Raw genomic sequence first — 5,184 nt, forward strand, 5'->3', positions numbered from 1 at the left:
GTCGGGAGGTAGACAAACATCTTGATCGAAGCGGATCAACATTTATTTATGTAAGGGGGTGCTTTCCGCCCCACCCTGTGGAGGAGTGGGGAAACCAGCACCCCCTTACCAACCCCCTTATGGTTGTCCATGTAGTTAACCAACCGACACACATATTCCGCCACGAGTTCGGCACGCAGAGTCCAGGAAGCATTGATGTAGCCAAAGACCGAGACCAGGTTCGGTATATCCGAATACATCATACCCTTATAAGTATAGGCATTCGGAAATTCAATTGCCTGGTTGTCTACACTGAATTGCACGCCACCGAGTATAATCATGTTTAGCCCTGTCGCTGTAACAATGAGGTCAGCTTCTAACTCTTTGCCCGATTTCAGGAGTATACCCTTCTCAGTGAAGGTCTCAATTATATCAGTGATGACGGAGGCATTACCTGACTTGATTGCCTCAAATAAATCGCCGTTCGGTGCGAGACAAAGGCGCTGGTCCCAAGGGTTGTAGCGTGGGGTGAAATGAGTCTCGACATCGTAGTCATCTCCAAGTTCTTTGCGGACCAGCTCGAGCAGTTTCTGCTTAACCTTCTCAGGTTTCGTGCGCGTAGCACGGTAAAGTAATTGTTGGCGTTGGATATACTTCCAACGAAGTATAGCATAAGCCAGCTTTTTGGGCATGAACTTGTTTAAGAGATTGGCAAGCACATCAGACTCAGAGTTTGAGACAACATAAGTAGGCGATCGCTGCAACATTACTACGTGTTTTGCATCCTTTGCAATTTCCGGGATTAGGGTAATTGCAGTAGCCCCAGAGCCAATGACAACCACTTTCTGATCGCGATAGTTGAGGTTTTCTGGCCAATCCTGTGGATGAACTATTTCCCCCTTGAAGGACTCCATCCCTTTGAATTTAGGTGTATAACCCTCTTTGTAACTGTAATACCCAGAACACATTAGAAGGAAGTTGCAGCTAAAGAGAAGGGTCTCAGCCGTCTTCTTGCATTCAGTTTCAACTGTCCAGACAGCGCGATCGCTTGACCAACTAGCTTTCTTCACCAGGAGACTATAGCGAATGTGTTTGTCAATGCCGTTCTCGGAGGCTGTTTCCTGAATATATTTCAAAATTGATGGCCCGTCAGCAATAGATTTGGCTTTGGGCCAGGGCTTAAAGCTATAACCCAGGGTATACATATCACTATCGGAGCGGATGCCTGGATAACGGAAGAAGTCCCAAGTTCCGCCCATTGAGTCTCTACCTTCCAGAATGATGTAGTTTTTGCTGGGACACTTGAGCTGTAGATAGTAAGCGGCTGCGATACCAGAAAGTCCAGCTCCGACAATTGCAATATCAAAGTGTTTCGTGGACATGATTTAATTCTCCTCTCTTCTTATTTGGCTGCGAACCCGCTCACCTCACTGTTTTTTACATTCTAAATCTTCTACGCGAAAAAAAATATATACAGCTAACTGTCTTACCTTAGAATTAAGCACGTCAATATAAGTGAGTTATCATACAACCAAATCAGATGACCGAACTAAATCACGCTACAGTAGTCCTGACTGGTGCCACAGGGGGTTTTGGCCAGGAACTTACGCGCCAGTTATTACAAGCTGGCAGCCATTTAGTCCTGAGCGATATCAAACAAGATTCTCTAGATGAGCAAGCTTCTAAAATAACCAGCGAAATCACTACAGGGAAAATAATTTCTTGTATTGAGAGCGATCTTTCTCACCGCGAAGGCTGCTTGAATCTCTACGATCGAGTTAAAGCATTAGATATACCCATTGATATTTTAATTAATAATGCGGGAATAGGATTATTTGGTCGGATGGACGAAGTTCCCCCTGATAAATGGGAACGGTTGATGCAGGTCAATTTACTAGCACCAATGCGGTTGAGTTCTCTTTTTGCTGCAGGGATGATCGAGCGCCAAAAAGGACACATTGTCAATATTTCTTCTCTAGCAGGTTGGATAGGTGCTGGGGGAATGGCTCACTATTCCAGCAGTAAATTTGGCTTGCGTGGTTTTAGTGAAGGACTTTTTAATGAAGTAAAAAGCTATAATGTTAAAGTCACTGTTGTTTATCCCTTTTTCAGTCGTACCCCTATTCTTCTCTCGGAACGTTATGGAACGCTAGCTCAAGGCAAGGAAGGTTTTCCTGAACGCTTCGCAACTAATCCAGCTAAAGTAATGGAAAAAACAATTAAAGCCATTGTTCGTAACCAACTTCATGTATTTCCCGATGGAGCAGCTCAAAGTTTGCATATTTTCAAGCAGTATTTCCCTGGGTTGGTTGATTGGATTAGCGATCGATTGATTTGAAATCAAAAGACAATCTAATATCAAATCTGGTTAAACAGTTATAGAATGGTTAAGTCAGGAGGGGTTAGGGGTGGGTTGACTCCTAAGAAATACCCTAGATATTTGTAGCAAACATTTATCAATTTGGTATTATACAGCATTTGTAAGGGTTAACGGCCGTTAACCCTTACAATATCTGGTAGTTATGTGTCAATCCTAGTGTTATACCTGAAAGCTGATAGCTGATAGCTAGTTAAAAATTAATTCCATTCAGCTAAAACAATTTTTCCAATAGTTCTACCCTTTTCAAGACGTTGATGAACATCCCGTAGATTTTTAGCATCGATCGGTTTGACTACCTCATTGCAAGTTGTAACAATTACACCATCTTCGATCAGTTGACTCAACTCATTAAGTAAATTGCTTTGCTCTGCCATATCTTCTGTTTGATACATGGAGCGAGTAAACATAAATTCCCAAACAAAGCCAGCACTCTTACTCTTCAAAGTATTCATATCTAGCGGTTGTTCGTTTTCGACAATGGAACAGATCGTGCCTTGGGGTTTAATCGCTTTAGTCATAGCTTGCCAGTGACCATCGGTGTCATTCAAGCACAGAATATAATCGACATTTTGATAACCAACTTTATCAATTTCTTCCGCAAGATTATTGCGATGATTGACCACCTCATCAGCACCAAGTTTTTGACACCAAGCGATAGTTTCAGGACGAGAAGCTGTAGCAATAACATTCAGCTTGGCTAACTTTTTCGCTATTTGAATCGCAATAGAACCAACTCCCCCTGCACCATTGATAATTAAAATTGATTTACCCGCATCTGCTCCTTTTTGATCAATATTCAATCTTTCAAATAGAGCTTCCCAAGCAGTGATACCAGTAAGAGGAAAAGCTGCTGCATGAGCAAAATCTAAATTCTGGGGTTTGCGACCAACAATTCTGGCATCCACTAAATGAAATTCGCTGTTGCTACCAGGACGAGTAATATCTCCTGCATAATAAACCTCGTCTCCAGGTTGGAATTCTGTTACTGCTTCTCCAACTTCTACCACGATACCTGCTGCATCCCAACCAAGAATGCGGGGTTCGGATTCAACTTTATCTTTAGGTGCGCGGACTTTAGTATCTACTGGGTTAACAGAAATTGCTTTAACCTGTACCAATAAATCTTTGCCTTTAGCTGTGGGTTTAGGAATTTCAACGTCTAATAGACTATTTTCGTTGTTAATCGGTAAATATTGAGTTAAACCTACTGCTTTCATAGTTTTTACCTCCAAATTTTAAATATTATGGCGCTACGCGCTAGGGAATAGGGAATAGGGAATAGGGAATAGGGAACAGGGAACAGTAGACTGTCAAAGGGTTTTCGGTGCGGAAACGCTCCGCGAACAGGATGGGTAAATGTCTTAACCTTAATGCGTAGTGCTATATTAGCTAGCTTATTAGGATCGGGCGAGGTTACTTCTTGGACTACGCCGGAATAACGTCGAACTTGCCATTCGTGCGTATATAGATGATGCTCTCCTCTGTTGCTTTAGACGAGACTTGATGCACCGACTCTTCCTTCAAGGTGAAATAACTGCCCGGCACCAAGGTCTTGAGATCGGTCTCACTCGTCACTTGGTACTGTGGTTGACCCTGGATTACCACAGCATGGAATGTCGAGCCGTGGCTACGTATCTTTCCAGTAAACCCAGCAGGTAGCTTGACAAAACTTCCGTATAATTGATCGTCCTGCGGGTTGCCCCAAAGAAAAGCTACCTTTTGTCCATTGGCAGAGGCAGGCATTCCGGGCTGATCGATCCAAACAATGTTCGATGGGTCCACATTAATCGGCTTGTCATCGCTAGAAAACGCCTCCTCAGTAGGAAGGACGAGATACGGCCCCTCATCGATCTCTATGTATGCCAGGTTGTTGCTGCCCTCGGCAGCGGTAATGTGCACACCTCCGGCTGGCTGTGTCCAGAAAGAACCCGTCGGCAGCCACATCTTCTCGGCATTCGGGTCATCGTTGTGAACTGTGCCGCTAATGGCCACTCCACGGTAGGTGATATTGTGAATGTGAGGTGGCGACGAGAAGCCGTCCACAAACTCTACGAGGAAGCCTGAAGGCCCGGAGCTAGTGCGATCGCCCCAAAGGGTACCAGCCCTCGGGCTTTGGTCTCCGCGGGCGGGGTTGAGCGGTCCCCACTGGACTTCGGACCTTAAGACGACCTCGGAGGTTGGCTTGGCTGCTGATTCCAGCTCTATGGTTTGGGATGTGACCTGGGAGCTAGTATAAGCGACGATTACGATGCTTATAAGTGCTAGTGCGAGTAATAGAAACGTTCTTATGTTCTTCATTTTGATCATTTTAATTTCTCCAAGAGCGTCAGACTACCCAATCACCATTACAGTCTTACTCTGGAGCAAATTATGATTTCCATGAGAGACTGCGGAACCGAGCAGATGAATTTAAAATCTGATGAGTCCTCGTCTGTATCAAGTAATAGAATAAATTTGGATGGTAAAGCAGTTTATTTGTGCTATATTATACAATAAAATAGCTAAGAATGCAAACTATTTTTGCCAAAATACAATCATAAACTAGAACTATGCGTTTGCATAGGATTCGACAGGAAAGGTAAAATTGGAGTGGCTCTGCGAGAGTGGGTTTCCCTTCCCTCCGATCCTGAAGGGAACGCCATATCTAATCGACCAAGAGAACAGAATATTCGATATTTCAAGCCTCCTTATTGCAGAGGTACTGATAACTGACTACCTAAAATACAATGCAAACCGAATTTAACTTTTTTCAGCACTGGTATCCTCTTTCACCTATTGAAGACCTAGATCCAGAAATCCCAGTTCCCGTCACTCTGCTGGGAATA

The 5,184-nt window shown here is 43.8% G+C and carries 4 protein-coding genes; 1 reads left to right on the plus strand and 3 read right to left on the minus strand.

Annotated features, from left to right (window positions below):
- Positions 1-35: 35 nt before the first annotated feature.
- Positions 36-1,361 carry an NAD(P)/FAD-dependent oxidoreductase gene (locus F6K13_RS17145; protein ID WP_287287883.1) on the minus strand — a complete coding sequence of 442 codons (1,326 nt, stop codon included), beginning with the start codon at positions 1,359-1,361 and terminating at the stop codon, positions 36-38.
- A 158-nt stretch (positions 1,362-1,519) separates the two neighbouring features.
- Between F6K13_RS17145 and F6K13_RS17150 the strand changes: the two genes are divergently transcribed.
- Positions 1,520-2,317 carry an SDR family oxidoreductase gene (locus F6K13_RS17150; RefSeq protein WP_124155707.1) on the plus strand — a complete coding sequence of 266 codons (798 nt, stop codon included), beginning with the start codon at positions 1,520-1,522 and terminating at the stop codon, positions 2,315-2,317.
- Positions 2,318-2,556: 239 nt separating this feature from the next.
- On the opposite strand, the gene F6K13_RS17155 is transcribed toward F6K13_RS17150, so the two are convergent.
- Complete coding sequence (locus F6K13_RS17155; RefSeq protein ID WP_124155706.1) at positions 2,557-3,576, minus strand: zinc-binding alcohol dehydrogenase family protein; 1,020 nt, start codon at positions 3,574-3,576, stop codon at positions 2,557-2,559.
- 208 nt (positions 3,577-3,784) lie between these two features.
- Positions 3,785-4,666: a DUF4437 domain-containing protein gene (locus F6K13_RS17160; RefSeq protein ID WP_287240146.1), complete on the minus strand. Its 882-nt coding sequence runs from the start codon at positions 4,664-4,666 to the stop codon at positions 3,785-3,787.
- Between the last annotated feature and the right edge of the window lie 518 nt (positions 4,667-5,184).

The sequence above is a fragment of the Okeania sp. SIO2B9 genome (genome assembly GCF_010672505.1).
Classification (GTDB): domain Bacteria; phylum Cyanobacteriota; class Cyanobacteriia; order Cyanobacteriales; family Microcoleaceae; genus Okeania; species Okeania hirsuta.

Coding starts and splice junctions, on each gene's coding strand:
- F6K13_RS17155 (WP_124155706.1), bottom strand. CDS start 3,576: ATGAAAGCAGTAGGTTTAACTCAATATTTACCGATTAACAACGAAAAT.
- F6K13_RS17150 (WP_124155707.1), top strand. CDS start 1,520: ATGACCGAACTAAATCACGCTACAGTAGTCCTGACTGGTGCCACAGGG.
- F6K13_RS17145 (WP_287287883.1), bottom strand. CDS start 1,361: ATGTCCACGAAACACTTTGATATTGCAATTGTCGGAGCTGGACTTTCT.
- F6K13_RS17160 (WP_287240146.1), bottom strand. CDS start 4,666: ATGATCAAAATGAAGAACATAAGAACGTTTCTATTACTCGCACTAGCA.